Source organism: Amphibiibacter pelophylacis, from assembly GCF_037688875.1.
Classification (GTDB): domain Bacteria; phylum Pseudomonadota; class Gammaproteobacteria; order Burkholderiales; family Burkholderiaceae_C; genus Amphibiibacter; species Amphibiibacter pelophylacis.
On the sequence record NZ_JAWDIE010000013.1, the window covers coordinates 46,278 to 71,800 of the forward strand.

General features: G+C 67.9%; 21 protein-coding genes. 2 read left to right on the plus strand and 19 right to left on the minus strand.

Features of this window, described 5'->3' with window-relative positions:
• From RV045_RS09450 to RV045_RS09470, 5 genes are read right to left on the minus strand one after another with little or no spacing between them, the layout of a single operon-like run.
• Complete coding sequence (locus tag RV045_RS09450; protein ID WP_423235535.1) at window positions 1–1,914, minus strand: autotransporter assembly complex protein TamA; 1,914 nt, start codon at window positions 1,912–1,914, stop codon at window positions 1–3.
• Window positions 1,911–3,110, minus strand: a complete 1,200-nt coding sequence (locus RV045_RS09455; RefSeq protein ID WP_423235536.1) for a vWA domain-containing protein — start codon at window positions 3,108–3,110, stop codon at window positions 1,911–1,913. Before RV045_RS09455 ends, RV045_RS09450 begins: the two co-directional genes overlap by 4 nt.
• Before the next feature lie 37 nt (window positions 3,111–3,147).
• Window positions 3,148–3,972, minus strand: a complete 825-nt coding sequence (locus RV045_RS09460) for a metallophosphoesterase family protein (protein ID WP_423235537.1) — start codon at window positions 3,970–3,972, stop codon at window positions 3,148–3,150.
• A gap of 3 nt (window positions 3,973–3,975) precedes the next feature.
• Window positions 3,976–4,821: an AAA family ATPase gene (locus RV045_RS09465; protein WP_423235538.1), complete on the minus strand. Its 846-nt coding sequence runs from the start codon at window positions 4,819–4,821 to the stop codon at window positions 3,976–3,978.
• Between the two features lie 9 nt (window positions 4,822–4,830).
• Window positions 4,831–6,849 (minus strand): SLBB domain-containing protein, encoded by a 2,019-nt coding sequence (locus tag RV045_RS09470; RefSeq protein ID WP_423235539.1) that lies wholly within the window; start codon window positions 6,847–6,849, stop codon window positions 4,831–4,833.
• Between the two features lie 167 nt (window positions 6,850–7,016).
• Between RV045_RS09470 and RV045_RS09475 the strand changes: the two genes are divergently transcribed.
• Window positions 7,017–8,555, plus strand: coding sequence for a DEAD/DEAH box helicase (locus RV045_RS09475; RefSeq protein ID WP_423235540.1), 1,539 nt, complete (start codon window positions 7,017–7,019; stop codon window positions 8,553–8,555).
• Here RV045_RS09475 and RV045_RS09480 read toward each other — a convergent pair.
• A complete protein-coding gene (locus RV045_RS09480; protein ID WP_423235541.1) occupies window positions 8,532–10,076 on the minus strand; it encodes a Maf family protein in 1,545 nt (514 codons plus the stop codon). The two genes, RV045_RS09475 and RV045_RS09480, sit on opposite strands and share 24 nt — an antisense overlap.
• Window positions 10,077–10,096: 20 nt before the next feature.
• On the opposite strand from RV045_RS09480, the gene RV045_RS09485 reads away from it, so the two are divergent.
• Window positions 10,097–10,705 (plus strand): YceD family protein, encoded by a 609-nt coding sequence (locus RV045_RS09485; RefSeq protein ID WP_423235542.1) that lies wholly within the window; start codon window positions 10,097–10,099, stop codon window positions 10,703–10,705.
• Between the two features lie 15 nt (window positions 10,706–10,720).
• On the opposite strand, the gene RV045_RS09490 is transcribed toward RV045_RS09485, so the two are convergent.
• The 13 genes from RV045_RS09490 to RV045_RS09550 form a co-directional block, all read right to left on the minus strand.
• Window positions 10,721–11,773: a LacI family DNA-binding transcriptional regulator gene (locus RV045_RS09490; RefSeq protein WP_423235543.1), complete on the minus strand. Its 1,053-nt coding sequence runs from the start codon at window positions 11,771–11,773 to the stop codon at window positions 10,721–10,723.
• A complete protein-coding gene (gene rbsB / locus RV045_RS09495) occupies window positions 11,773–12,750 on the minus strand; it encodes a ribose ABC transporter substrate-binding protein RbsB (RefSeq protein WP_423235544.1) in 978 nt (325 codons plus the stop codon). The genes RV045_RS09490 and rbsB overlap by 1 nt, the downstream gene beginning before the upstream one ends.
• Before the next feature lie 51 nt (window positions 12,751–12,801).
• A complete protein-coding gene (locus RV045_RS09500; protein WP_423235545.1) occupies window positions 12,802–13,740 on the minus strand; it encodes an ABC transporter permease in 939 nt (312 codons plus the stop codon).
• Between the two features lie 14 nt (window positions 13,741–13,754).
• A complete protein-coding gene (locus RV045_RS09505) occupies window positions 13,755–15,284 on the minus strand; it encodes a sugar ABC transporter ATP-binding protein (protein ID WP_423235546.1) in 1,530 nt (509 codons plus the stop codon).
• Window positions 15,281–15,676, minus strand: a complete 396-nt coding sequence (gene rbsD, locus RV045_RS09510) for a D-ribose pyranase (protein ID WP_423235547.1) — start codon at window positions 15,674–15,676, stop codon at window positions 15,281–15,283. The genes RV045_RS09505 and rbsD overlap by 4 nt, the downstream gene beginning before the upstream one ends.
• Before the next feature lie 125 nt (window positions 15,677–15,801).
• Window positions 15,802–19,746 (minus strand): bifunctional proline dehydrogenase/L-glutamate gamma-semialdehyde dehydrogenase PutA, encoded by a 3,945-nt coding sequence (gene putA, locus RV045_RS09515; RefSeq protein WP_423235548.1) that lies wholly within the window; start codon window positions 19,744–19,746, stop codon window positions 15,802–15,804.
• A gap of 73 nt (window positions 19,747–19,819) precedes the next feature.
• On the minus strand, window positions 19,820–20,869 hold the full coding sequence (locus RV045_RS09520) for a Fic family protein (protein ID WP_423235549.1): 1,050 nt from the start codon (window positions 20,867–20,869) through the stop codon (window positions 19,820–19,822).
• 63 nt (window positions 20,870–20,932) lie between these two features.
• Window positions 20,933–21,703, minus strand: a complete 771-nt coding sequence (locus tag RV045_RS09525; RefSeq protein ID WP_423235550.1) for a protein phosphatase CheZ — start codon at window positions 21,701–21,703, stop codon at window positions 20,933–20,935.
• A gap of 38 nt (window positions 21,704–21,741) precedes the next feature.
• Window positions 21,742–22,131: a chemotaxis response regulator CheY gene (cheY, locus tag RV045_RS09530; RefSeq protein ID WP_423235551.1), complete on the minus strand. Its 390-nt coding sequence runs from the start codon at window positions 22,129–22,131 to the stop codon at window positions 21,742–21,744.
• A gap of 107 nt (window positions 22,132–22,238) precedes the next feature.
• Complete coding sequence (gene motB, locus RV045_RS09535; RefSeq protein WP_423235552.1) at window positions 22,239–23,183, minus strand: flagellar motor protein MotB; 945 nt, start codon at window positions 23,181–23,183, stop codon at window positions 22,239–22,241.
• A gap of 42 nt (window positions 23,184–23,225) precedes the next feature.
• A complete protein-coding gene (gene motA, locus RV045_RS09540) occupies window positions 23,226–24,086 on the minus strand; it encodes a flagellar motor stator protein MotA (RefSeq protein WP_423235553.1) in 861 nt (286 codons plus the stop codon).
• Between the two features lie 153 nt (window positions 24,087–24,239).
• A complete protein-coding gene (gene flhC / locus RV045_RS09545) occupies window positions 24,240–24,779 on the minus strand; it encodes a flagellar transcriptional regulator FlhC (RefSeq protein WP_423235554.1) in 540 nt (179 codons plus the stop codon).
• Between the two features lie 58 nt (window positions 24,780–24,837).
• Window positions 24,838–25,485, minus strand: coding sequence for a VTT domain-containing protein (locus tag RV045_RS09550; RefSeq protein WP_423235555.1), 648 nt, complete (start codon window positions 25,483–25,485; stop codon window positions 24,838–24,840).
• Window positions 25,486–25,523 lie beyond the last annotated feature (38 nt).

Here is a 25,523-nt window from a genome sequence, read left to right on the forward strand (position 1 = left end):
TCAGAAGGTCATGCCCACGTTCAGGTGCAGGCGCGGTTTGGCGGATTCGTTGCCTTTGGCCACGTCGATGCTCAAGGCGCCAATCGGGCTGCGCACGCGCACGCCCACGCCATAGCCCAGAGCGGGTCTGAGTTCGCCCCAGGAGTTGGCGGCGCGCCCGGCATCGACAAAGACGGCGCCCAGCAGGATGGGCAGGGATTCGAGGATGGGCCGCGACAGCTCCACGCTGCTGGTGAACAGGTGCGAGCCCCCGCCCACGGGCGTCAGGCCGCGGTAGCCATAGCCGCGCACCGAGTTGTCGCCGCCCGCGTGAAAGGCGATGCTGTCCGGCAGCAGGATGGGCTTGGCCCAGATGGTGCCCAGCTCGGCGCGCGCCGTCAGCAGCACTTGCGCGGGCAGCGGCCGAAACCAGGTGTAACGCCCCAGCAGGCGCACCAGGCCCGAGCGCTCGCCCGCATCGGTCTGCGCCCACCCGCCTGCCACCGCCGCCGACACGGCGTAGCCCTGCGTGGGCAGGGCGATGTTGTCCAGGCGGCGCCACACGCCGGTGGCGTTCACGGTGACAGCGCGCGTGCCCACGCTGGGCAGGCCGCTGTCGCGCAGGCTGGTGCGGTCGAAGGCCAGGAAATAGGACCGGTCGTGATCGCGGGTTTCCAGGCGTCGCGACAGCTGCAGCCCCTGGTTGAGCGTGATCACGCCGTTGCTGTCCAGACGCTCCAGCGAGCCCCCAAACACATTGCGCCAGTAGGTGCTGCCCGGCAGCGTGCTGACATCGGCCTGCAGCAGCAGCTGGGGCCGCGACAGCACCAGGTTGTAACTGCCCGTCAGCGCCCGCCCGAAGAGGCGGCGCGACGTCTGCTCGATCTGCAGACGCGGGCCGGTTTCGGTGGCCACGCCCGCCGACACCGTGATCTGGTTGATGTCGTTTTCCTTGACGCGCACCTGCAGCGGCACTCGGGACGGATCGGCCACCTCGCCCAGGCTGGGATCAAATGTGACCAGCGAGCTTTCAAACACGCCGGTGCGCTGCAGGCGCTCCTGATAGGACAGCATGCGATCTTCAGTCAGCGCGTCGCCGGGCTTGAGGCCCGAGAGGCGCGTCACCAGATCCTCGTCCTGACGCTGGATGCCGCTGACCTGGAGATCGCCCAGGCGATACAGCGGGCCGCTGTCGGCGACCAGGTAAAGATCGGCCGTGTCCTTGCTGGCCTGCACCGTGGCGCTGGTGCCCAGCCAGCTCGCGCCCGCATAGCCTTGCGCACGCAGGCGGGTCAGCACGGCGCTTTTGGCGCTGCTCCAGGCGTCGTTGGTGAAGGGCGTGCCACTGGGCAGAGGCCAGTCTTTGGGCAGATCCTGCGCCAGCGCCTGGGCGGCTGCGTCGCCCGCGTCGGCGCGGTCCTGCAGATCGCCCTGCAGGATCAGCTTGACCTTGCCCACCCGGGCCTGCGGACCCAACTGCACCACCAGCGTCATGGGCTGGATGCGGCCGTCCAGCGGCTGCAGGTCCAGGCGCACGTCGGCGTTGAAATAGCCCAGCGTCTGCAGCAGCGCCTCGGACTGCTGGGGCACTTCGCTGATCAGGCGCTGCCATTCGTCGGGCGACAGCGGCGCGCCGTCGGACAGCGCCTTGACGCGCAGCACATCCAGCCCCGATTCCAGCAGCTTGCGCGCGGCGCTGTTGTCTGGCTGGATGTCGTAGCTCAGACGCACATCGTCGAACGGGCTGGTGGCACCGGGATCGTCCACGGGGGCAGGAAGGGCCGAGGCGGGAGCAGCGGCCGCCGCCGTCACCGCATTGGCCGCCGTGGCCGCAGGTGCAGCCTCCTGCGCTGCCAGCCAGGGCGCCGCGACGGCCAGAGGCAGACCCAGCGCCATGCGCCGGGCCCAGACACGTGATGGCCGTTTGTGCTTCATCGACTCAGACTCCCCATGGCGGCTTCCAGCCCCTGCAAACTCAAAGGATACATGCGCTGGGATACCAGCTCGCGGATCAGACCTATGCTGGGTCGATACGTCCAGACGCCCTGCGGTTCCGGGTTGAGCCACACATGGCGCGGCCAGGCCTGCAGCAGGCGGCCCAGCCAGACCGCCCCCGGTTCGGCATTGTGGTGCGCCACACTGCCCCCCACATGGGTGATTTCATAGGGGCTCATGGTGGCGTCGCCGACCAGGATCAGGCGGTAATCGCTGTTGTAAGTGTGCAGCAGCTCCTGCGTGGACAGCCGCTGGCTGGAGCCCGCGCGGCTGCGCCAGACGTGCTCGTAAACGCAGTTGTGGAAGTAGAAAAACTCCAGCTGCCGAAACTCGGATCGTGCCGCCGAGAACAGGTTCTGCACGGCCTGGACGTGGTCGTCCATGCTGCCGCCGACGTCCATCAGCAGCAGCACCTTGACAGCGTTGCGCCGCTCGGGCACCAGTTTGAGATCCAGCCAGCCCGCGTTGGCGGCGGTGGCGCGCACCGTGGCGTCCAGCGCCAGCTCGCTGGCCTGGCCCTGGCGGGCGAAGCGGCGCAGGCGGCGCAGCGCCATCTGCAGGGTGCGCGGGTGCAGTTCGGCGTCGCTGTCATAGTCGCGGAACTCGCGCTGCTCCCACACCTTGACCGCCTGACGCTGCCGCCCCGGGCCGCCGATGCGCACACCCTGCGGGTTGTGGCCGCCGTGCCCGAAGGGCGATGTGCCGCCCGTGCCCACCCACTTGCTGCCGCCTTCGTGGCGGCCTTTCTGCTCGTTCAGGCGCTCGTTCAGGGTCTTGAGCAGATCGTCCCAGTGGATCAGCGGGGCGTTCTTTTTGCGCTCGTCAGACAGCAGCGACTGCAGGCGCTGCACCAGCCAGTCCAGCGGAATGTCGCGCGTCAGATCAGCGTGCGCGACACCGTCCGCCACGCCGCCGCGCACGTACTGCGCGAAGGCCAGATCAAAGCGGTCGTAGAGCGATTCGTCCTTGATCAGCGTGGCGCGCGCCAGGTGGTAAAACGCGTCCAGCGAGGGGCCTGGGCCGCCCTGATCCGCATCGAGAACGCCCGCGAGCAGCGCCTCGATCAGCGTCAGCAGCTCGCGCGGCGAGACCGGCAGCCGGTGCTGGCGCAGCACCTGGAAAAAGGCGATCAGCATGGGGTGTGCGCGGCGCGGCGGCAGCTCTCGGAACGGCTCACGGCATGAAGCCGGTGGCCAGCGCGTGCGCCCACTCGGGGCGGCCGTTGGCCTGCGCCTGCCGGGCTGCGGCGGCGTAGTCGTAGGGCAGGGCGATCAGCAGGGCCGACCAGATGCCGCTGCGGCGCTCCAGCAGCGCATAGCGCGCGTCAGGCGAGCCGGTCTCTACCTTGTGCGGCTGTGCACCGCCCGCGCTGTAGGCCGGCAGGCCCACGCTGCCGGGATTGAGCAGCAGACGGCCGCGCCAGCGCATGGCCCGGGGCGTGTGCGTGTGACCGCACAGCACCACGCCGACATCGGGGGCCAGACCGGAGGGGCCGCTCAGGCGCTCATCCAGCTCCTGCGCGCTGGCCAGGCGGGGGTGGCGGCCAGGCCGGTCGTCCAGGGTCTCCATCAGGCCGGTGATGTCGTCATCGGGGGTGCCGTGGCACAGCAGCACGCCGCCGCTGGTGTCATCGGCATCAGCGGCTGGATCACGCCACAACGCGGTGGCGGGCAGCGCGGCCAGCCACGCCAGTTCCTCTTCGCCCAGCGCCGCGTGTGCGAAGGCGTCGGACGCTCCGCGCTGGCCCGAGGGACCGGGCTGCAGGATCTGGCGCTCGTGGTTGCCCGCGATCTGCAGCCAGCCGGTCTGGGCCATGAGCCGCCGGGCAGTGTCCAGCGGCCACAGCGGGCCGGAGAGGTGATCGCCCAGCGTCAGTACGCCAGTCAGCACGCCATCCACCTGGCGGCGGGAGAGATCGTCCATCACCGCCTGCAGGGCGGGCAGGTTGCCGTGGATGTCACTGAGCACCGCCAGGCGCAGGTCGCGGGGCGTGGTCATGGCTCAGCGGCGCTGCTGCTGCATCTGCAGCAGACGCTGCAACAGGCCGGTGTCCTGCTCGTTCTTGAGCAGCGCGCCCACGTAGGGCGGCATCTCGCCTGCGGCCGCATCAAGCTGCTCGGGCGCGATGGATTCGGCCATCAGCAGCGTCAGCCAGTCGATCAGCTCCGAGGTACCGGGCTTTTTCTTGAGCCCACCGATCTGGCGCAGCGTGTCGAACTGGCGCAGTGCGGCGTCGACCAGGCGCTGCTGCGCGTCCGGGTGGTGGACGGCGACGATGCGGCGCAGCGTGTCGGTGTCCGGAAAGCGGATGTAGTGGAAAAAGCATCGGCGCAGGAAGGCGTCCGGCAGCTCTTTTTCGTTGTTGGAGGTGATGATGACCAGCGGCCGGTGGCGCGCGGTGATGATCTGACGCGTCTCGTAAACCGAGAAGCTCATGCGGTCGAGTTCGCGCAGCAGGTCGTTGGGGAACTCGATGTCGGCTTTGTCGATTTCATCGATCAGCAGCACGGCGGGCTGCTCGCACTCGAAGGCCTGCCACAGCACGCCCTGCACGATGTAGTGACCGATGTCGGCCACGCGCGCCTCGCCCAGCTGGCCGTCGCGCAGGCGGCTGACGGCGTCGTACTCGCACAGCCCCTGCTGCGCGCGCGTGGTCGATTTGACGTGCCACTGAAACAGCGGCCGATCCAGTGCGCGCGCCACCTCTTCGGCCAGCAGCGTCTTGCCGGTGCCGGGCTCGCCCTTGATCAGCAGCGGCTTTTGCAGGCGCAGCGCCGCGTTGACCGACAGCAGCAGGTCGGGGGTGGCGATGTAGCGGTCCGACCCGCGAAAGACGGCGTCGCTCATGTCAGGCGGTCAGAAGCCCAGCGCCTTGATGGCGGCGGCGCCCAGTCCGAACTGGGAGATGATCTGCGTCCAGTCCTTGGCATTGCGCAGGAAATAGGTCTTGTTGGCCTCTTCGGGCATGAAAATCGTGTCGCCCGGGTTGACCATCGTGCTGCCAAAGCTGTTGCCGCCAAAGAAGCCCGTCGCCACCTGCCGCGCACTGACCACCTGGCCATTGGCACGCAGCACAAACACGCCCTTGCTGTCGGCGCCCGGCGTGGGGCCCCCGGCCTGCGCCAGGAAGTAGGACAGCGGACGCGGCTGGTCGGCCAGGAAATTGCCCGCGCTGATCACGCTGCCAAACACGCCCACCGAACTGGGGCGCGCCGGGATGTAAAGGCGGTCACCGTCCTCGACCAGCATGGCGGGCAGCTGGCCCACATCCCCGCTGCCCGGCTGCAGCTGCAGCACCAGACGCCCGCTGGGTTTGACCTCCTGCAGCCGCTGGACCAAGGTCGTCAGCGCCTGCATCTGGCCGGTCTGGGCCGTGGCCTGGTCGCCGGTGTCCACGCGCTGGGTGACGATGTTGCGGCGCATTTCGACCTCGAAATCCTGCACCGCCTGCGCGTAACTCTGCTGCTGGTCCTTGCGCACCGATTCACGCACGAACTGCGTGCCGTAAAGATAGGCACCGGGCGTGAGACCGCCAGCCATCTGGACGGCATCCGCCAGCGTGGCATTGGCCGGCAGCACGTACTGGCCGGGGCGCAGCACCTCGCCTTCCAGCAGGACGCGCTTGTTCTGGCGGTCCAGCGACGGACGGACTTCCACCGCGCTGTAAGCCTGCAGCACGTCGCCCTGCGAGAGGCGCAGGCTGGCGTCCTGCGGCATGCGCAGCGGGGTGTAGAGGCCGGTGTTGCGGTCGGCGATGCGCTGCAGCGTCAGGCGCGAGGTGTCGGCCGACGGCGCAAAACCGCCGGCCATCTGCAGGGCGTCGCGCACGGTTTCACCGGGCTGGATTTCAAGGATCGCAGGGCGGTTGACGCTGCCGATCAGCGCCACCTGCGGGCCGACCGAGCCGACAAAAATCACATCGTTCGACTGCAGGCTCACATCCCCGCTGCGGTCGCCCCGGGCGAGCAGGTCGTACAGGTCAAAGCGCGACACCACGCGGTTGCCCCGCTTGAGCTGGATGTTGCGAAAGCTGCCGGACGCCGACGGCCCACCCGCCGCAAACAGCACCTGCGACAGGGTCGAAAACCCGCTGACCACATAACTGCCGGGACGCTCGGCGTAACCGGTCACGAAGACCCGGATGCCCTGGATGTTGCCCAGCGTGACGCTGAGATCAAAGTTGCGGAACACCGTGCCCACGCGCTGGCGGATCACGCTGGCCAGCTTGGCATAAGGCACGCCCGCCACCGCAATGGTGCCCACACGCGGCACCGAAACGCGCCCGGCACGATCCACCTCCAGGCGCAGGTCGGCCTCGACCGAACCCCAGATGGTCAGCGCCAGCGTATCGCCCACCTTGATGCGGTAATCGGGCGGCACCGCGCTGTCCTGCGCCGGGCCCACACCCGCGTCATCCGCCGACAGAACCAGGTCCGACCCCAGCGGGGCGATCGGGCGCTGGCCCTTGGCATCGGCCATGCCGTCGTTTTTGGCCCTGACGAGTTCGCGCACGTAGCGCGTGAACTCGGAGACAGGGGCGGGCGCCAGCAGGCGATCCGCCGTGACCGGATCCTGCGCACTGCCCAGACGCACGGTCGAAGGAACGCCAGACGACCCGGAACGCAACTGGACCGGACCAGCGACGCCCGCCGCATCCGCTGCCCCGGTGGTGATCTGCGCACCGGCACGCGACGACGAGGCCGCCGCCGGGCCCGTGTTGCCGCCCAAGGCACGCTGGATGTTTTCTTCGCTGAAAACCTGCGCGTGCGCCGGAACCGCCATCAGCAGCGTGACCAGCAGCAGAAAAACGGGAATCAGGTTCAGCACAAAACAGCGGGCAGCGGCCTGCGGGCGGGGAAGGACAGTGTGGGACATAAGAGACTCAGGGCTGAGGGTGGACCTGCGCGCGCACGCCCACTGGCGCGGTAAAGTATGGCCAGAGCGGGATTCTACTGAAAACAAGGACCTGGCAGCGCCCGGCAGCGACTTTTCTGCCCGCTTTCGCGCCCGCCTGCGGGGCAAATGCGGGATAATCCTGCCCCATGCAAGACACCCCTCAAGCGATCCCAGAGATCCCCGCGCCGCCGTCGGCCCCGCTGCGCTTTGACGCCGTCGGCCTGGACGCCAAACTGGTCCGTGCCGTTCACGACCAGGGCTACAGCACCATGACGCCCATCCAGGCCGCGGCCCTGCCCGTGGTTCTGGCGGGCCGCGACATGATGGGCGCGGCGCAGACCGGCACCGGCAAAACCGCCGCTTTCTCGCTGCCGCTGCTGCAGCGCATGCTGCGTCACGAAACTTCCAGCGCTTCCCCTGCGCGCCACCCGGTGCGCGCCCTGATCCTGACCCCCACGCGCGAACTGGCCGACCAGGTGGCACAGAACGTCGCGGCTTACGCGCGCCACACGCAGTTGCGCTCGCTGGTGGTCTACGGCGGCATCGACATGAAACCGCAGGCCATGGCGCTGCGTCAGGGCGTGGAGATCGTCATCGCCACGCCGGGCCGTCTGCTGGATCACCTGCAGGCCAGGAACTGCAGCCTGGCGCAGGTCGAGTTCGTGGTGCTCGACGAGGCCGACCGCATGCTGGACATCGGCTTTCTGCCCGATCTGCAGCGCATCCTCAGCCACCTGCCCAAGCAGCGCCAGACGCTGCTGTTCTCGGCCACCTTCTCGGGCGACATCAAAAAGCTGGCGCAAAGCTATCTGCAATCGCCGCAGGTGATCGAAGTGGCGCGTCCCAACGCCACCGCCACCAAGGTGACGCAGCGCTTCATCAAGGTCGACGAGGATTTCAAACACGCGGCGCTGGTGCAGATGGTGCGCGACGAGAATCTCACGCAGGCCATCGTTTTCGTCAACTCCAAACTGGGTGCTGCGCGCCTGGCGCGTGCGCTGGAGCGCGACGGCCTGGTCACCGCTGCGCTGCACGGTGACAAATCGCAGGACGAACGCACCAAGGCGCTCGACGCCTTCAAGCGCGGCGAAGTTCACCTGCTGGTCGCCACCGACGTGGCCGCACGCGGGCTGGACGTGGCCGATCTGCCCGCCGTGTTCAACTACGACGTGCCTTTTCACGCCGAAGATTATGTGCACCGCATCGGCCGCACGGGCCGCGCGGGCGCTGAAGGCCTGGCGGTGACGCTGGTGTCGGTCCGCGACGAGCGCCTGATCGGCGACCTGGAAAAGCTGCTCAAAAAGCCGGTGGAATGGGCGCCTTTTGAGGTTCGCGGCCTGCCACGCCATCGTCCGGCCTTCGAGGCCACGGCCCGACCGCGCCGCGACGACAGCGCCGCGCCGCCGCGCCGCCACGACGCCCCAGGGGCTGCGGCCCGCAGCGAAGCACCGGCCTGGCGCCCGCGCCCAGCGCCGTCTGATCCCTTCTTCGATCAGCCCTATCGCGAGCCCGAGCGCAGCGAACCCGCCGCCTGGGAGCGCACGGTGGACCCCAAAGCCGCGCTGGCGCAGGCCGCGCAGCTGCGCAACCGCCTGTCGCCCAACATCCGGACGCGGCGCAAGCTGCCTGCGCTGTTCGTGGCGCCTGCGCCCGAAATGGCCTCAGACGCGCCCGCGACGGTCTGATCCTTCCCGCGGCTTGCGCCCGGGCGGTGCCTGAGCAGGGCCAGAAACCACTGCCGAGCCTGCCGCGCCAAACGCCATCACAGCGGGCAGGTCCAGCGGCAGGGCGTCCAGCGTCAGTCCATGCTTCCCGGTGCGCCACTGCGCCACCGCTCCCGCACGCACGCAGGCCTGTGGCAGCGTCAGCCCGCAGGCGGCCGCCAGCCAGGCGGTGGGGGCCAGGGTGTCGATCAGCGCCTGCAAGAGGGCGCGATTGCGGTAGGGCGTGTCCATGACGAGCTGGCTCTGGCCCAGGCGCTGTGCCTGATCCTGCAGGGCCAGGATGCGCGTACGGCGCTCCTGCGCATCAACGGGCAGGTAGCCCGCAAACGCAAACGACTGCCCCGGCAGGCCGCTGCCCGCCAGCGCCAGCACCATGGCGTTGCTGCCCGGCAGCACGTGCACGGTCAGGCCCAGACGGTGCGCGGCGGCGACGACCTCGCAGCCCGGATCGGCCACGGCCGGCAGCCCGGCCTCGGACAGCAGGCCCACATCGTGCCCGGCGCGCGTGGGCGCCAGCAGGGCCTCGATCTGCGCCGCATCCAGCCCCGCGCCGGGGCGGCCTTTGGGCGGACGGGGCAGCTCGATAATCTGCTGATCCTGCACACGCGCCGCCAGCGGCTGGCTGGCCTGGACCCGCGCCAGGAACTGCCGCGCCGAGCGGGCGTTTTCCACCACCCAGTGCCGCAGGCGGGCCGCCTGCGCCAGGCTGTCGGGCGGCAGCTGCCCCTGCAGCGGCTGGGTGACGCTGCCCAGATCCAGGGCATTGGGCACCAGCACCAGACGCCCCAGCACAGGCGCATCAGCGGGGGATTCATCCTGCAGCCGGACCACAGCGAGCGGGCCGGCAGAGGCCTGCGCCAGCACGTCAAAATCCAGCGTGGCGAGCAGGCGGCGCACGGCGATCAGCGACAGCCCTTCCAGCGCCGTCGGGTCGAGCGTGGTGATGGATTCCAGCAGCGCGATGCCCAGGCCCTCGCACTTGGCGCTGCCCGCGCAGTCGTAGGGCTGCTCGATACGCAGATAGCGCTCGATGCTGGCGTCGTCCAGCGCGCGAAAGCGCACCGCCACCGAATCCAGATGCGCCACCGGCTGCTGCGCCCCGTCCGCGTCCAGCCGGATCAGATGCAGCGCGCTGTGAAAGAGCACCGTGCGCCCCGACTGCTGGCGCAACTGCGCCACGGCGCGCTCGTGGCTGCCGGGCTTGCCCAGCGCCTGGCCATCGAGGTCGGCGAGCTGATCGCCCGCAATGATCCAGAATAGCCTACCCGGCCAGCGCCGTTCGCACAGGGCGGCCACGGCCTGCGCTTTCTCCTGCGCCAGACGCTGGACGGCGTCGCGCACGGCTTCGCCCGGGCGCAGGCTTTCGTCGATATCGGGGGAGAGCACACCAAAAGCGCAGCCCAGACGGCGCAGCAGCGCCTGGCGGTAGCGGGAGCCCGAGGCCAGAAGCAGCGCGGGCGGGGTCAGATCAGCAGAATTCATGCCCGCCACGATACTAGAATATGACGATGAACCGTCCGTCATCCCCCCCTGAGTCCGCCTCTGAGTCCGCCACTGGGCCTGTCCCAGAGGCCAGTGCCACGCAGCGTCTGGACATTTCCGTCCTGTGCCGTCAGGGCCAGCCGCTCGCGGGCGAGCTGCCGCTGGCGCAGTTGCGGCGCCTGTGCACCTACCGGGGCGTTTGGCCCGAGCAGGCGGCGCAGACGGTGACCTGGCGCCTTGTGCCCAGCGTGCGCCAGGCGCCGGGCGACGCGGACCAGCTCTGGGTGGACATGACGCTGCACACGCGCATCGCGCTGCAGTGCCAGCGCTGCCTGGAGCGCACCGACGCGGTGCTGGACGTGAGCAAGGCCTTCCGCTTTGTCCACACCGAGGCCGAACTCGACCGCGTCGAAGCGGTTTTCGACGAAATCGACAGCGACGACGAGGCGCTGCTGCTCGAACCCGGCTGGCCGCTGCTGGACTGGCTGGAAGACGAGCTGATCCTGGCGCTGCCGATTGCGCCGCGCCACGACGATTGCCAGATCGCCGGGCACACGCCCAGCGACGATCCGCTGGCCGGGCTCAAGCCCAACCCGTTCGCGGTACTGGAAAAGCTGAAAAAAAGCTGACAGGCTGAGTGCAGCTCAGGCTGCGACCGCGGCATCCGCCACGCCCGCCCCCCCGCGCCGACGCAGGCGGCTTGGCACGTGCTGCAGCGGTGCGCGCTGCAGGGCCTCTGTGTCCAGCAGCAGGGCCAGCGCCTGCGCCGCCAGGCCCGGCGTGTCCTGCAGGATGCTGTCCACGGGCAGGCTCAGGCTGTCGAGCAGGCTGTGGTCGTCAAAAGTGATCAGGCGGCGCAGGCCGACGGTCTGGCCACGCGCCTCGTGGGCACGCGCGCAGGCCAGCACGCCTTCCAGCAGGGCAATCGATGCGGTGAACACCGCACCGGGCCAGCGCCCATGGCGCTGCACCCAGGCGGCCATCATCTGCTCGCCGCAGGCCACGGAAAATTCGCCGAACTGCCCGTTCTCGCCCTCGATCAGGGTCAGGCCGCGCTCGTGCAAGGCATCTTCGAAGCCCTGACGGCGGTCGCGGCTGACCGACAGGCTGGGCCGGCCGCCCAGGAAAAGAATGTCACGCTCGCCGCCGTCCATCACCGCGCCGACCGCTGCGCAGACCGAGCTGGCCGCGTCGCTGACCACGGCCGCAATGCCGCTACCGGGGATATGACGGTCGACAAACACCATGGGCAGGCGCCGCGCCCAGGGCTGGTAGCGGCCCGGTTCGCTCTGGCTGGGCACCACGATCAGGCCATCGACCTGGCGCGACATCAGGTGGTGCAGCGCAGCCTCTTCCTGGACCGCGTCTTCGTTGCTGGTCACCAGAAGCACCTGCAGACCGCGCTCGCGGCAGGCCCGCTCAACCGCCTGCGCCAGATAAGCGTGGGCCGAGTTGCGCAGATCGGGCACCACCAGCCCGACCGCGTCGGTGCGCTGCTGGCGCAGGTGACGCGCGGGCGCGTTGGGCACGAAGTGCAGCCGGTCAGCCACCGCCTGGACGCGCTCGGCGGTGGCCGCCGAGATGCGGTACTTGCTGGCATGGCCATTGAGGACCATGCTGGCCGTCGCCCGCGAGACCTGGGCCTCGCGCGCGATGTCGTCGATGGTCAGCCGGGGCGGGCGCTGCGGAAAGGACATTACTGCCCCTGGGTCACCAGCTGCAGCGGCACGGGGATGCTGGCATCGACCGTTTCACCGGCCAGCAGCTTCTTGGCCACCTGGATGCCCTGGGCACCGATCATCGCGGGCTGCTGCTGCACGGTGGCGGCCATGGTTCCGGCCTTCACGGCGGCGACGGCGTCGGGCGTGGCGTCAAAGCCCACGACCAGCACGTCCTTCATTTTGGCGGCTTCCAGCGCCTTGGTCGCGCCCAGCGCCATTTCGTCGTTGTGGGCGAAGACGGCCTGGATGTCCTTGTGCGACTGCAGCAGGTTTTCCATGACGCTCAGGCCCTTGGCACGATCAAAATCAGCCGGCTGGCTGGCGACCACCTTGAGGTCGGGCGTGGCGGCCAGACCCTGCTTGAAGCCTTCACCGCGTTCACGCGCAGCCGACGAGCCGGGAATGCCCTGCAGCTCGATCAGGCTGCCCTTGCCGCCCAGCTTTTTGGCGATGAATTCGGCGGCCATCTTGCCCCCGGCGATGTTGTCCGAGGCGATGTGCGACACCACCGGCGCGCCTTCGACGGTGCGGTCCAGCGAGACCACTTTCACGCCCTTGGCGGTGGCTTCCTTGACCACATTGGCCACGGCGGCCGAATCGGTCGGGTTGATCAGCAGCACCTTGATCTGCTTTTGCAGCAGATCCTCAATGCCCGACTGCTGTTTGGCCGGATCGTCCTGCGCGTCGACCACGATCAGGTCCACGCCGTCTTTTTTGGCTTCGGCCTGCGCGCCATCACGCAGCTCGACGAAGAAGGGGTTGTTGAGCGTGGACAGGGCCAGGCCCACCTTGCCGCCCGCCTCGGCAGGCGCCGCTGCGGCGGCAGGCGCTTCAGCCGGGGCGCTGCTGGCTGCAGCGGGCGCTTCGGTTTTGGAGCAGGCCGACAGGGCCAGCACAGCGGCGGCCAGCGCCGAGGTCAGAACGTGGCGACGCGAGGTCAGGTTCAGAGTCATGGTCATCCCTTGATGTGGTTGGGTGGGTTCGGTGGTAACGGGAAAAATAATTTACTTGCTGCGCCGGTCGGCCAGCACGGCCAGCAGGATCACGGCGCCCTTGATGACCTGCTGGTAAAAGGCGGGCACGCCCAGCAGGTTCAGGCCGTTGTTCAGCACGCCGATCAGCAGCGCGCCGATCAGGGTGCCGATCACCCAGCCGCGACCGCCGCTCAGGCTGGTGCCGCCCAGCACGACGGCGGCGATGGCGTCCAGCTCGTAGCCCGACCCGGCGGTGGGCTGGGCCGACCCCAGGCGCGAGGTCAGCACGATGCCCGCCCAGGCCGACAGCACGCCCGACAGCGTGTACACCCAGATCTTGACCCGGGTGACGCGCACGCCCGACAGACGCGCGGCCTGTTCGTTGCCGCCGCAGGCGTAAATGTGGCGGCCCAGCAGGGTTTTGCGCAGCACGAAAATAAACACGGCAAAGACCAGCACCAGCCACAGCACGGGCGTGGGTACCACGCCAAACAGGTAGCCGCCGCCCAGGCTGTCAAAGAAGGGGCTGGACAGGCCGGTGACCGGGCTGCCGTTGGACAGCACCAGCGACACGCCGCGCAGCACCGTCATGGTGCCCAGCGTGGCAATGAAAGGCGCCACGCGCCCGGCCGTCACCAGCACGCCGTTGAAGGCGCCCAGCAGGCCGCCGCACAGCACGCCCAGCGCCGTCGCCAGCATTGGATCCATCCCCGACTGGATCATCAGCCCGACCACGATGGACGACAGGCCCAGGATGGCGCCGACCGACAGATCGATCCCGCCCAGCAGGATGACCAGCGTCATGCCGCAGGCGATCAGGGCGTTGACCGAGACCTGGCGCAGGACGTTCAGCCAGTTGCCGACGGTCATGAAATCCGGGCTGAGCCCGGTCAGGGCCACGCACAGCAGCACGAGGGCGATCAGGGGAGCAAAACGCTGCAGCAGCAGACGCTGGTTTTCGGTGAACATGAGAGGATTCCGGGTCAGTGCGCCAAAGTAGCAGTTTGGGCGGCTGGGGTTTGCGACTGGCCCGAGGCGGCGGCCATAACAGCCTCCTGGCTGGCCTCGTGGGCGGCCAGCAGCGCGGTCTGGCGACCTTCGTGCATCACCAGGATGCGGTCGCTCAGGGCCAGCACTTCGGGCAGTTCGGACGAGACCATGACAATGGCCACGCCCTGCGCCGCGAGCTGGTTGATGATGTGATAGATCTCGGCCTTGCCGCCGACATCGACGCCGCGCGTGGGTTCGTCCAGCAGCAGCACCTTGGGCGGGCTGGCCAGCCACTTGGCGAAAACCACCTTCTGCTGGTTGCCGCCCGACAGCGCGCCCACTTCCAGTTCGCTGTCGCGGGTGCGGATGCGCAGCTGCTCGATCAGGCCCTGCACCTGGCGCTGCTCGGCGCCCGACTGCACCACCCCGGCGCGCGTGACGCGGTTCAGGTGGACCAGCATGGCGTTTTCGCGCACCGACAGGCCCAGAACCAGGCCTTGCGTCTTGCGGTCCTCGGTGACGAAGGCCAGCCCGGCGTCGATGGCGTGCACCGGGCCCTTGAGCGCCAGCGGCTGGCCGTCCAGCTGGACCTGCGCCGCGCCGCGCGGCGACAGGCCAAACAGCGTGCGCAGGATCTCGCTGCGGCCCGCGCCCATCAGGCCCGCAATGCCCAGAACTTCACCCGCGCGCACCTCGAAATTCACGCCGTGCACGCGCGCGCCGTCCGACAGGTTTTTCACCGCCAGGCGCACTGCGCCCGGGGTCACGTCGCGGCGCGGGAAGCGCTCGTCCAGCGCACGGCCGACCATCATGCCGACCAGCTCGTCGAACGAGGTGTCCTGCACCAGGCGTTCGCCGACCATGCCGCCGTCGCGCAGCACGCTGATGCGCTGGCAGACGCGGAAGATTTCTTCCATGCGGTGCGACACGTACACCATGGCCACGCCCTGCTCGCGCAGACCGGCCATGATGGCAAAAAGCGCCTCGGTTTCGCGCTCGCTCAGGGCGGCGGTGGGCTCGTCCAGGATGAGCACGCGCGCATTGAGCATCAGCGCGCGGGCGATTTCCACCATCTGCTGCTGCCCGACCGACAGCCGTGACACCTCGGCGGCCGGATCAATGCCCGCCACGCCCAGACGCTCCAGCGCCTGGCGTGCGCCACGCGCCATCGCGGCCTTGTCGAGCACGCCAAAGCGGTGCAGCTCGCGACCGAGAAAGAGGTTCTCGGCCACCGTCAGCTCGGGGATGAGGTTGAGCTCCTGGTGGATGATGGCGATGCCCTGCTTCTCGGCGTCCGCCGGGCTGCGCCACTGCACGGCCTGGCCGTCGATCTCGATGCGGCCGCTGTCGGCCGCGTGCAGGCCGCCCAGCACCTTCATCAGCGTGGATTTGCCCGCGCCGTTCTCGCCCATCAGGGCGTGGACTTCGCCGCCGCGCACCTCGAAATTCACCTCGCGCAGCACCTGCACCGGGCCGAACGCCTTGCAGATGCCGATCAGGCGGACATGAACAGGCTGGCTCAAAACGACACCCCGGCGCTCAGGATGACGTTGGCGTAGGGCGTGCATTCGCCCGTGCGGATGATGGCCACAGCGTCCTGCAGCGCGCTTTTGAGCTCGTCGTGCATCAGCCACTGCACCGGCGCGCCGGTGGATTCGATCTGTTCGACCGCCTGGCGCACCACGGGCTGCTCGCGGCCCTCGTGCGCCATGTAGGCGGTTTCCAGCCACAGGTCATCCAGCACGCTGGCCAGCACCGCGCCAAAACCTGGAACGCCGGGCTGCAGCGCGACATCGATGCACTCGACGCCTGGCGGCACCGGCAGGCCCGCGTCGGCGATGACCAGGGTCTGGCCGTGGCCCATCGTGGCCAGCACGCGGGCGATGTCGCGGTTGAGGTGTCCGTGTCGTTTCATGGCCTAAAAGCCGCTTTCATGGCTTACTAAATCGAGTTAGCAGCCATTATGCCGAGAACGAAGAACCTCTTTGTCAGTGTTAACCCTGGTGACCGGGGAAGACACATGGCCTTCCCCGGCGGCATTTAGCCCAGGGTCATCAGCGCGGCATTGCCGCCCGCCGCAGCGGTGTTGACGCTGATCACCTGCTCGTGCACCAGCGCCGTCCAGGGCCACTGTGCGCCCGCCTGCAGACTGGCCGTGGAGCGCACGACGCCGCGCACCACCGGACGCTGTGGGCCAGACCGGGCATTCAGCCCGGACAACGCCTGAAGGGGGGATTGCGCCCCAGCGCCATCCGCATCCACTTCGATCAGCACGGCGCTGATGTCGTCGTGCGCGCAGGCCGTATCCAGCGTCAAAGCATCCGCGCCGACGTGCAGCACGGAGCCCAGACGCGGCCACGCGGGGGTGAGCAGCTCGCCCGCGCCCAGCCACTGCAGGCGCAGCGTGTTGCCCTGGGCCAGCGTGGCCAGCATCTGCGTGATGGCACCCAGGCGCGTGCGCGCCACCGCTGCGAGACGGCCGCGCGGGCACAGGGCGTAGCTGTTGCGCTCGCCGGTGGGGCCGGGCAGGACGAGGTCTGCGCCCTGACGCAACTGGGCGCCGCTGTGCTGCCAGGCCGTCTGCGCCAGAGCCAGCTCGTCCGGCGTCAGGCCCAGCGATTCCCCCGCAACCCCGTGCGCGCCGGGGGCCCACAGCGCGGCACCCAGCGCCAGCCAGGCCTGCAGCGCGGGTCGCGCAGCTCCCGCCAGCGTGGCGGTGTGCGCCGGATCGTCGAGGCGCTGACGCAGCGCAGCAAAATCGGGCGCGGTAGCGCCATCGCCATCGCCAGCCACGGGCAGCAGGCCCGCAAACAGTGGCGGGGGAAGATCACCCAGCAGCGCATCGGCCGCACCGCCGTCCTGCACCAGGCGGCGCAGGTAGAGCGGCCCGCCCGCCTTGGGCCCCGTGCCCGACAGGCCCATGCCGCCAAAAGGCTGCACGCCCACCACCGCGCCGATGGTGTTGCGGTTGACGTACAGATTGCCCGCGTGGCTGCGGCGGCAGACGGCCGCGATGGTTTCGTCGATGCGGCTGTGCACGCCCAGCGTCAGGCCGTAGCCCAGCGCGTGAAGCTGGTCCAGCAGCGCGGGCAAGTCGTCGCGGCGGTAGCGCAGCACGTGCAGCACCGGGCCGAAGATTTCGCGCTCCAGCCGATCCAGGCGGTCGAGCTCGATCAGCGCGGGCGCCACAAAATGGCCGCCGGCCCCCTCGCCCTGACCCCTGCGGCGGCCCGCGCGGGTGACCTTCAGGCCCGCTTTCTGCAGTGCCGCGATATGGGCCGTGATGCCGCCTTGCGCTTCGGCGTCGATGACAGGGCCGACGTCGGTGTGCAGGTGCTCGGGCGCGCCGACCTCCAGCTCGGCCATGGCCTCGCGCAGCAGGGTCAAGAGGCGATCGGCGCCGTCGTCCTGCACGCACAGCAGCCGCACCGCCGAGCAGCGCTGCCCGGCCGAATCGAAGGCCGAAGCCAAAACATCGGCCACCACCTGCTCGGCCAGCGCCGACGAATCCACGATCAGGGCGTTCTGCCCGCCGGTCTCGGCGATCAGCGGTATGGCCTGGCCGCCGGGGCCCGCGCGGCTGGACAGCGTGCCCGCAATGGCGCGCGCAACCGCCGTCGAGCCAGTGAACAGCACCGCCGCCACGCGCGCGTCGGCCACCAGCCGGGCGCCCACCGCACCGTCGCCGGGCAACAGCTGCAGCGCGGGCGCAGGCACACCCGCTTCATGCAGCAGACGGGCGGCCAGCGCCGCCACCAGCGGCGTCTGCTCGGCGGGTTTGGCGACCACGGCATTGCCCGCGGCCAGCGCGGCCGCGATCTGCCCGACAAAAATCGCCAGCGGGAAGTTCCACGGGCTGATGCACAGCGCCACGCCCCAGGGCTGCAGCACGGCCGCATCGCCTGCGACCTCCAGCTGCTGGGCGTCGTAACGCAAAAAGTCGACTGCTTCGCGGACCTCGGCGACGCCGTTGGCCAGGCTTTTGCCCGCCTCGCGCACCAGAAGGCCCAGCAGCGTGGGCGCCGCCGCTTCCAGCGCATCGGCAGCGCGGCGCAGCACGGCGGCGCGCTGGCTGGGCGGCGTGGCGGACCAGGCGGGCGCTGCAGCGCTGGCCTGCGCCAGGGCGGCATCGACATCGGACTCGCTGGCCCAGACCACCTGGCCGACCACGTCATCCGGCTGCGCGGGGTTGCGCACCGGCTCGCCGGGAGCGCTGTCCGCTGCGCCCGCCCAGGCCGCACGCCAGGGCGTTTGCGCACTGCGCAGCAGCTCGGGCGCGAGCGCGGCCAGAACGGGCTCGTGCGCCAGGTTCAGCCCGGCACCCTGCAGACGGCCCGCCAGCAGCGCGGTCGGCGCCGCAATCGCCGGGTGCGGTGACCCGACCGGACGGCCTTCGCGCACGGCCTGCGCGAAGGCCTGTTCGACCGGATCAGCGACCAAATCATCCAGCGGGATGCTGTCGTCGCCCACGCGGTGGACAAACGAGGTGTTGGCGCCGTTTTCCAGCAGACGGCGCACGAGGTAAGCCAGCAGCGTTTCGTGCGTGCCCACCGGCGCATAAATGCGGCAGGGCCGCGCCAAACCACCCGCGCTGACCGGGCCGGTGACCTGGCTGTACAGCCCTTCGCCCATGCCATGCAGGCACTGGAACTCGTACTGGCCGGGATAGTAGTTGCGCCCGGCCATGACGTAAATCGTGGCCAGCGTCTGCGCGTTGTGCGTGGCGAACTGCGGGTAGACCGCCTCCGGCGCGGCCAGCAGCAGGCGGGCGCAGGCCAGATAAGCCACGTCGGTGTGGTCCTTGCGCGTGTAGACCGGGTAATCGGGCAGGCCGTCGATCTGGGCGCGCTTGATTTCGCTGTCCCAGTAGGCGCCCTTGACCAGGCGCACCATCAGCCGTCGCCCGGTCTGGCGCGCCAGCGCGATCACGGCGCGGATCACCTGCGGACAGCGCTTCTGGTAGGCCTGCACGACAAAGCCGATGCCGTTCCAGCCGACCAGCGCGGGCTCGCGGCACAGTGTTTCGAGCAGATCCAGCGACAGCTCCAGCCGGTCGGCCTCTTCGGCGTCGATGTTCAGACCGATGTCGTAGTGCTGCGCCAGCTCGACCAGCGTCAGCAGGCGCGGATACAGCTCGGCCATGACGCGCGCGTGCTGGGCGCGGCTGTAGCGCGGGTGCAGCGCCGAGAGCTTGACCGAAATCCCCGGCCCATCGTAAATGCCACGCCCGGCGGCGGCGCGGCCGATGGCGTGGATGGCCTGCTCGTAAGACGCCAGGTAGCGCAGGGCGTCGGCCTCGGTGGCGGCGGCTTCGCCCAGCATGTCGTAGGAGTAGCGAAAGCCCTGGGCCTCCAGCTTGCGTGCGTGGTCCAGCGCCTCCTGGATGGTCTGGCCGCAGACAAACTGTTCGCCCATCAGGCGCATCGCCAGGTTGACGCCCTGGCGGATCAGCGGCTCGCCGCCCCGGGCGATCAGCCGGGTCAGCGCGCTGGAGAGGGTTTTCTCGCTGCTGGTCGCCGTCAGCTTGCCGGTGATGACCAGGCCCCAGGTGGCGGCGTTGACAAAGAGCGAGGGCGATTGCCCCAGGTGCGCCTGCCAGTTGCCCCGCCCCAGCTTGTCGCGGATCAGCGCGTCGCGCGTGGCGCTGTCGGGAATGCGCAGCAGCGCCTCGGCCAGACACATCAGCGCGATGCCCTCCTGGCTGGAGAGCGAAAACGTGTGCACCAGCGCCTGCACGCCCGTGCTGTCGCGTTTGCTGCGCAGGCCCTGCGTCAGGCGGCGGGCCAGCGTGGCGATGGCCTCGCGCTGCGCCGGATCGCTGATGCGCGCGCCAGGCAGCAGCGCCGCCACGGTTTCGGCCTCTGGCGCGTGCCACTGCGCGCTGATGGCCGCGCGCTCTGGTGTCGGGGTGGGCAGCGCCCGGGCAAAAGCCTCGAAAGGCGGCAGCGGCGTCTCAAGCGCCTGGGGGTTGAGCCTGTCGTTCATGGGGGTGTCTCCTGGTCCTGACCGGCTTCAAGGCCGGTTGCGGATCAGAGATTACACCCAAGGACGGTGGACCTTACTTCAGCCGATACCAGACGCCACGTCCGCTGCCGTGCTGCTCCAGGTGCTGGCGCTCGGTCAGGGCGCGCAGGTGCTGCTTCAGCGTGTTGCGGCTGGCGCCGGTCAATCTGATGGCCTCCATCATCGTGACGCGGCCGTGCTCCCGGGCGAATTCCACGATCTGAAGGGACAGTTCGGACAACGCGGCGAGCACGATTTTTTCGCGCTCGACTTTTTTTTCAAGGCGCCGCACCTGCTCGGCCAGAGAGCGCAAAAAGAACACCAGCCAAGGCTGCCAGTCGGGCGCATCCTTGCTCAGGGTGCCCTGGGTCTGGCGCAGGGCGAGGTAATAGGCTTCCTTGTTCATCTCGATCACGCTTTCCAGCGAGCTGTACGGCACATAGGCGTAACCGGACTGGATCAGCAGCAGGGTCGTCAGCACCCTGCTTAAGCGTCCGTTACCGTCCTGGAAGGGATGGATCTCCAGAAACACGACCCCGAAGAGCGCAATGATCAGCAAGGGGTGCAGGTGCCCCTTCGCTTGCTCATTGTTGACCCACAGCACCAGTTCGGTCATCCGCCGTGGCGTGTCGAACGGTGCGGTGGTCTCAAAGACAATGCCGATCTGCGATCCGTTTTCATCGAAAGCGGCGACGCTGTTCGAGTGGGTCTTGTATTGTCCCCGGTGGCGCACGTCCTTTTCACTGTGGCGCAACAGGATCTGGTGGAATTGCTTGATGTGGTTCTCGTTGAACGGGATGTCCTGCCACGAGGAGAACACCAGTTCCATCAGCTCGGCGTATCCAGCCACTTCCTGCTCGTCCCGGGTGCCGAAGGACTGGATAGCCAGGTTGGACAGCAGGCGCTCAACCTCCCGGTCGGTCAGCCTGCTGCCTTCGATGCGGGTCGATGAGCCTATGCTTTCGATGGTCGCCACCCGCCGCAGCGCGGAAAGACGCTCGGGCGCGAGTGTCCCTAAAGCCCGCCATGCGCCTTTGAACTCGTCGATCCGGGCGATCAGGCTCAGAATCTCGGGGGTGATCTGTAGGGTGTCGGTGCGCAGCATGCAACCAATGCTACACCCATTAACACCCATTTCGAGGCGGTGCCGCCTGACGTCAAACCAAGCTCAAAACCCCAGCGACGCCAGCAGGTCGTCCACCTCGGACTGGTCGGCGACCACGTCGGTGCGCGTCTTGCCCGGATCGACCACCGGGCCCTGAAGTGCCGCAGCTTCTTTGGCCTCGCTGGCGTCCGTTTCGGCCTTGCGGTTGCGACGGCTTTCCTCGACCGCCTCGGGGGCCAGCTGCATGAAGAGGCTGACCAGATCTTCTTCCAGGCTGACCGCCAGGGCGACCACTTTCTTGACCACCTGTCCGGTGAGATCGTGGAAATCCTGGGCCATCATGATGTCGGTCATCTGCTCGCCCATGCGGTCCACGGGCTGGCTGATCATGGCGATCAGCTGGCTGGCTTCGGCGCGCTGCGCGTCGGTCAGCCCGGCGGACTGCGCCCAGTCCTTCAGGGCGTCGCAGCCCTGGTGGGCCTTGGCCTGCTCTTCCTTGGCCGCATCGACCAGGTTGAGCACCTTGTTGGCCGCGTCGGTGGTTTTCTCGACGATGTAGTTCAGCCGGCTGCGCGCGTCGGGCAGCTCGCCCGTGATGGTGGACAGGCGCGGCATGACGCCGACCTGCTTCATGGTGTCCAGAATCTGGCGCGTCATCACGCCAATCTGGCGGAACACCTCGGGCGAGACGCCTTTGACCTCGAACATGCTGGGCGAACCAAGCATGACCAGATCGGCCGGGCGCACTTCCACTGTCGTGTGCACGCAGCGCGGGGGCCGGTGCCAGCCTTTGGCCGCGCGTCCGACGCGGGCGTTTTTATTGTGCAGGGCCATGGGGTCTCCTTTGGGTCCTTGCGCAGGGCGGACCGGAATCAGCCGGCCAGTTTCTGCATGATTTTCTGGACCTTCTCTTCCAGAGTGGCTTTGGTGAAGGGCTTGACCACGTAACCGGCCGCGCCACTCTGCGCCGCCAGCACGATGTCTTCCTTGCGCGCTTCGGCGGTCACCATCAGCACGGGAATGTGCTTGAGCGCCTCGTCGGCCTTGACGGCCTTCAGCAGCTCAAAACCGTTCATATTGGGCATGTTGACGTCAGAGACGACAAAATCGAAAGACTGCGCCTTGAGCTTGGCGAGCGCGTCGGCGCCGTCTTCGGCCTCGTCGACGTTCTCGCAGCCCATTTCCTTGAGCAGACCGCGCACGATGCGACGCATGGTGGAGAAATCATCGACCACCAGGAATTTGAGATTGGTGTTGCTCATTTGGCGCTGACCCTGAAGCTGACGGGAGTGCGGTCACTCCCTGAACATTGGTTTTATCGGACGGCGCGCGCCGGTCTTGATGCCGGAAACGCGCCAGAAGTGGCGGATTAAGGCCCGGCTTTTGCGGGCGCTGCTGCGGCAGCAGCGGGCGCCTCGGGAGCGCTGCCCTCATCGGGCAGTTCCGGGCGGAAGAAACGGGCGGCCGCGTCCTGGTTCATGACGATCAGGCTGATGCGGCGGTTGATGGGCGCGGTGGGCGCGTCTTTTTCCAGCGGAATGCTGTCGGCCAGGCCCTGCACGCGCAGCACCTGTCCGGCGGGCAGCCCGCCCAGGATCAGTTCTCGGCGCGAGGCGTTGGCCCGGTCGGCGGACAGTTCCCAGTTGGTGTAGGCCGAGCGGTCGCCGCCCAGCGGCACGGCGTCGGTGTGGCCCTCGATGGTGATGTAGTTGGGCACGGTGGCCAGCACCCCACCCAGCGCGCGCAGCAGCTCCAGCATATAGGGCTTGACCCGGGCGCTGCCGCTGTCAAACATCGGCCGGTTCTGCGAATCGACGATCTGGATGCGCAGGCCTTCGCGCGTCATGTCCATCAGGATCTGCGAGCGAAACGGCGCCAGCTTCTCCAGGTTGATGGCCGACTCGACCTTTTCTTTCAGATCGGTCAGCATCGCCACTTCGGCGCGCAGCTGCTCCTGGCGCAGCTGCTGAAGCTGGGTCTTCGCCAGGGTGGATCTGGACGGCGTGTCGCCGCGTTTGACCTGCCCGGCCTGGCGCGACAGATCCTGCCCGCCGCCCTTGACGATGGACGTGGCGTCGCCCGCGCCGTCGCCGCCCATCAGGGCCACGCGCAGGGGCTGGTTGAAGTAATCGGCGATGCCCGCCTTGTCGCCATTGCTGGTCGAGCCCAGCAGCCACATCAGCAGGAAGAAGGCCATCATGGCCGTCACGAAGTCGGCGTAAGCGATCTTCCAGGCGCCACCGTGCGCGGCGTGTCCGCCCTTCTTGATCTTCTTGACGATGATGGGCTGCAGCTTTTTGGTATCACCCGCCATGCTGTGCTCCCGGCCGTTGGAAGGCCATCAAAGTCCGGGTGCTCACTTGGCGCCCTTGATGTGGCTTTCCAGCTCAGCGAAGGTGGGGCGCACGTCGGAGTACAGCACCTTGCGGCCGAACTCGACGGCGACCGAGGGCGCATAGCCCTGCATGCTCGCCATGAGCGTGGTCTTGATGCACTGGATTTCCTTGCCGCTCTCGTCCAGGCGCTGCTCCATCAGGCCGCCCAGCGGTTCGAAAATCGCATACGCCAGCATGATGCCCAGGAAGGTACCGACCAGCGCCGAGCCGATCATGCCGCCCAGCACCGCCGGGGGCTGGCCAACCGAGCCCATGGTGTTGACCACGCCCAGCACGGCGGCAATGATGCCGAAGGCCGGCAGGCCGCCCGCGAGGCGCCCGACCGCCGCAGCCGGCTCGTGCGCTTCCTTGTGGTGGGTTTCGATCTCGGCGTCCATCAGGCTTTCGATCTCGTGGGCATTGAGGTTGCCCGACACCATCATGCGCAGGTAGTCGCAGACAAAATCAGTGACGTGATGATCGCTGCCCACGTCCGGATACTTCTGGAAGAGCGGCGAATTGTGCGGATCCTCAATGTCGCCTTCCACGGCCATCAGACCGTCCTTGCGCGCCTTTTGCAGGATGTCGTAGAGCAGGCCCAGCACCGACAGGTAGCGCTCTTTGGTGTGCTTGGATTTGCCAAACAGCATCTTGACGTTGGCCAGCACCGCCTTGAGCACTTTGGTCTGGTTGGCGGCAATAAAAGCGCCGATGGCCCCGCCCAGGATGGTGACAGTCTCAAAGGGCAGTGCCTTGAGCACCACGCCCATATTGCCTCCGTGGGCCGCGTACACCCCGAAGATGCAGCCCATGGCCACAACCCAACCCACGATGAGAAACATGGAGACTGATCCCTTGGTTTGCCGGGGGCAACCCCCGATCCTTGATGGCAATCAGTCTGCCTGCGATCCGCAGGCGGCATCCCGCCCATAAAAGCGGACAAATCGGGGCTTTTCCTGGCGGGAGTTTTCCGGAAGGGCCAGTCCGGGGCAGGATCAGTGCTCGACGACCAGCCCCCGGCTGCCCTTGCCTTTGCCCGCACGCGCGGGGGGGCTGCACAGGCCGCAGACGTAGTTGCGGGCGATCTCGTGCGGGTAGGTGACAAACAGGCCTTTGCACTTGCTGCAGGGCGTCAGCGTCAGCATGCCGCTGTCCACGAACTTGACCAGGCGCCAGGCGCGGGTCAGCGAGAGCAGCGGCTCCAGGTCCTGGGCTTCGGTCTGCTCCAGGTAAAGCTGGTAGGCCTTAATGATGATGTCGATGTCGTCCAGCTCGACCGATTTGCTGATGTACTCGTGAATGTTCAGAAACAGGCTGGCATGGATGTTGGGCTGCCAGGTCATGAACCAGTCGGTGGAGAACGGCAGCTGGCCCTTGCTGGGGCTCTTGCCCGAGACCTCTTTGTACAGGCGCAGCAGGCGCTCGTAGCTCAGGTCGGTTTCAGATTCAAGCACCTGCAGGCGGGCGCCCAACTTGATCAGCGTGATGGCGCGCTCGATCTGGCGGGCTTCGGTCAGGATACTTTTTTGTTTCATGGTCTGGCCTCGGATGGCACAAAGGACATCAGCAATGGAAATTTCATTCTAGGTCAGTTCAGGCCGTGGGGGCCTGACGGCCGGCTTTCCAGGCGCCCCACAAAGCGATCAGGCCCGGCCCCAGGATCAGCCCCCAGATGATGATTTCAAGGTTGGATTTGACCCAGGGTATGTTCCCCAAAAAAAAACCCATTGTGATGATGCCAACCACCCAGATCAGCGCACCGATCACGTTGAAAAGCGTGAATTTGCCCCGATTCATCGCAGAAACCCCAGCGACAAAGGGCGCGAAGGTGCGAATGAAAGGCATAAAGCGCGCCAGGATCACCGTGACGCCGCCGTAGCGTTCATAAAAACTGTGCGCCTGCTCGAAGGCGCGACGGTTGAACCAGCGCGAGTTCTCCCACTGCCAGACCTTGGGCCCGATGTGGTGGCCGATGCTGTAATTGACCTGATCGCCCGCAATCGCCGCGACCAGCATCACCGCCATGCAGATTTTCACGTCCATCAGCCCGGCGCCGCACATGGTGCCCACGATGAAGAGCAGCGAATCGCCCGGCAGGAAAGGCATGACGACCACGCCGGTTTCCACAAAAATGATGGCGAACAGCAGGGCGTAAACCCAGGCGCCGTAGTTCTGGACAAACACCGCCAGGTGCTGGTCTACGTTGAGAATGAAGTCGATGAGAAAGGCAATTGCGTCCATTCCCGCATTATCGCCGCAAGGGGCCGCCGTAAAATGCG

Coding starts and splice junctions, on each gene's coding strand:
- RV045_RS09450 (WP_423235535.1), bottom strand. CDS start 1,914: ATGAAGCACAAACGGCCATCACGTGTCTGGGCCCGGCGCATGGCGCTG.
- RV045_RS09455 (WP_423235536.1), bottom strand. CDS start 3,110: ATGCTGATCGCCTTTTTCCAGGTGCTGCGCCAGCACCGGCTGCCGGTC.
- RV045_RS09460 (WP_423235537.1), bottom strand. CDS start 3,972: ATGACCACGCCCCGCGACCTGCGCCTGGCGGTGCTCAGTGACATCCAC.
- RV045_RS09465 (WP_423235538.1), bottom strand. CDS start 4,821: ATGAGCGACGCCGTCTTTCGCGGGTCGGACCGCTACATCGCCACCCCC.
- RV045_RS09470 (WP_423235539.1), bottom strand. CDS start 6,849: ATGTCCCACACTGTCCTTCCCCGCCCGCAGGCCGCTGCCCGCTGTTTT.
- RV045_RS09475 (WP_423235540.1), top strand. CDS start 7,017: ATGCAAGACACCCCTCAAGCGATCCCAGAGATCCCCGCGCCGCCGTCG.
- RV045_RS09480 (WP_423235541.1), bottom strand. CDS start 10,076: ATGAATTCTGCTGATCTGACCCCGCCCGCGCTGCTTCTGGCCTCGGGC.
- RV045_RS09485 (WP_423235542.1), top strand. CDS start 10,097: ATGACGATGAACCGTCCGTCATCCCCCCCTGAGTCCGCCTCTGAGTCC.
- RV045_RS09490 (WP_423235543.1), bottom strand. CDS start 11,773: ATGTCCTTTCCGCAGCGCCCGCCCCGGCTGACCATCGACGACATCGCG.
- rbsB (WP_423235544.1), bottom strand. CDS start 12,750: ATGACTCTGAACCTGACCTCGCGTCGCCACGTTCTGACCTCGGCGCTG.
- RV045_RS09500 (WP_423235545.1), bottom strand. CDS start 13,740: ATGTTCACCGAAAACCAGCGTCTGCTGCTGCAGCGTTTTGCTCCCCTG.
- rbsD (WP_423235547.1), bottom strand. CDS start 15,676: ATGAAACGACACGGACACCTCAACCGCGACATCGCCCGCGTGCTGGCC.
- putA (WP_423235548.1), bottom strand. CDS start 19,746: ATGAACGACAGGCTCAACCCCCAGGCGCTTGAGACGCCGCTGCCGCCT.
- RV045_RS09520 (WP_423235549.1), bottom strand. CDS start 20,869: ATGCTGCGCACCGACACCCTACAGATCACCCCCGAGATTCTGAGCCTG.
- RV045_RS09525 (WP_423235550.1), bottom strand. CDS start 21,703: ATGGCCCTGCACAATAAAAACGCCCGCGTCGGACGCGCGGCCAAAGGC.
- cheY (WP_423235551.1), bottom strand. CDS start 22,131: ATGAGCAACACCAATCTCAAATTCCTGGTGGTCGATGATTTCTCCACC.
- motB (WP_423235552.1), bottom strand. CDS start 23,183: ATGGCGGGTGATACCAAAAAGCTGCAGCCCATCATCGTCAAGAAGATC.
- motA (WP_423235553.1), bottom strand. CDS start 24,086: ATGTTTCTCATCGTGGGTTGGGTTGTGGCCATGGGCTGCATCTTCGGG.
- flhC (WP_423235554.1), bottom strand. CDS start 24,779: ATGAAACAAAAAAGTATCCTGACCGAAGCCCGCCAGATCGAGCGCGCC.
- RV045_RS09550 (WP_423235555.1), bottom strand. CDS start 25,485: ATGGACGCAATTGCCTTTCTCATCGACTTCATTCTCAACGTAGACCAG.